Source organism: Bradyrhizobium jicamae (assembly GCF_001440395.1).
GTDB classification, from domain to species: Bacteria; Pseudomonadota; Alphaproteobacteria; order Rhizobiales; family Xanthobacteraceae; genus Bradyrhizobium; species Bradyrhizobium jicamae.
Genome location: NZ_LLXZ01000074.1, coordinates 1 through 1,404 on the forward strand (window position 1 = coordinate 1; position 1,404 = coordinate 1,404).

The 1,404-nt window shown below is 60.2% G+C and carries 2 protein-coding genes; both read left to right on the forward strand.

Going from position 1 to position 1,404, the window contains the following annotated elements; all coding sequences use genetic code 11:
• The first annotated feature begins 21 nt into the window (after nucleotides 1–21).
• On the forward strand, nucleotides 22–630 hold the full coding sequence (locus tag CQ12_RS12045; protein WP_083519252.1) for a DNA polymerase: 609 nt from the start codon (nucleotides 22–24) through the stop codon (nucleotides 628–630).
• On the forward strand, nucleotides 627–1,022 hold the full coding sequence (locus tag CQ12_RS12050; RefSeq protein WP_057835530.1) for a hypothetical protein: 396 nt from the start codon (nucleotides 627–629) through the stop codon (nucleotides 1,020–1,022). The genes CQ12_RS12045 and CQ12_RS12050 overlap by 4 nt, the downstream gene beginning before the upstream one ends.
• The last annotated feature ends 382 nt before the right edge of the window (nucleotides 1,023–1,404 follow it).

Sequence of the window (1,404 nt, forward strand, 5' to 3'; positions counted from 1 at the left end):
TTCGCCAGACAGGCCGGCGCCGTGCCCGCCGACGCCACTAAGCATTCGCACGGTGCGATCCGTGAACTGTTCAAGCAATGCGCACTGGCGGTCGCCTACGGTATGGAAGCCGAGGGACTGGCGCGGCGCATTGGAAGACCGACGATCGTCGCGCGCGATCTGTTGCAAGCTCACCATGAAACCTATCGCCGGTTCTGGGCCTGGTCCGACGCCGCAGTCGATCACGCCATGCTGACCGGATCCTTGCAAACCGTGTTCGGCTGGCCGGTGCAGGGCGGCGAGAATCCCAACCCGCGCTCGCTGCGCAATTTCCCATGCCAGGCCAACGGTGCCGAAATGCTGCGCCTGGCCGCGTGCTTCGCTACCGAGCAAGGCATCGAGGTCTGCGCCCTGATCCATGATGCAGTGTTGATCGCGGCGCCTGTCGGCCAACTTGACCACGATATCGAACGCATGAAGGCCGCCATGGCGAAGGCTTCGCGCCTCGTTCTCGGCGGCTTCGAGCTGCGCACCGACATCAACGTCGTTCGACATCCCGATCGCTACCAGGACCCGCGCGGCGCCGCGATGTGGCAGCGGGTGGTGGAGCTGATTTCGCAGCGCGAGGCTGACCTATGCGAGGTCGCATGATGGAGGACCAAGACGATATCAGCATCGAAAAACTGCGCGTCGACCCGGCAAAGACACAGCAGATTGCCCCTGACCAGGAGCCTGATAAGTCGAAGCGGGAAGGCTGGCAGCGAGTGTTCACAAGCATACCGCGGGAGTGGGAACTGCGTCTGCTTCAGGCAAAACGGATCAGCACCTATCGTCTGGCACTCGAGTTGCTGTACCTGAACTGGAAAGACAATGGAAAGCCGATCGTCGTGTCCAGCAAGGTGGCGCGGGCGGTGAAAATCTCCGCTCGCTCAAAATGGGAAGCACTGGCCGAACTGGAACGACTGGGCCTAATCGAGGTGGACCGCAGGCCGCGCAAGTCACCGCGCGTCATTCTGCTCCGCATCCCGGCTAAACAAACATGAGCGCGTTCGCGCACAGTTACTTGCGCGCGAACGCGCCCGAGATTCCCAACAACATGCGCGCGGTCGCGCCCAAGGGGGGCCAATTCTCTTTCTTGTTCTCTAATTGATTCTATAAATCTATAGAAGCCGCAGCTTGACCCGTGTAGTCGAGTGTTCGCTGCTTAGGGCAAATTGCGTTATATTGGTTCCATCCTCAAAGACCGACCGGATGTCACTGAGCAAGAAACGAAAGCCGGGGTGCAATAGGATGACCCTGGACACGCTTGAGCGCCAACAGGAGGGGGTACCCACCCGATAAGGCATTGGCACGCAAAGCAATACCCACGGACATACGCTCATTGTGCCGGGCATATACCGAGGAGAGTATTCGTCACCTCGCCGC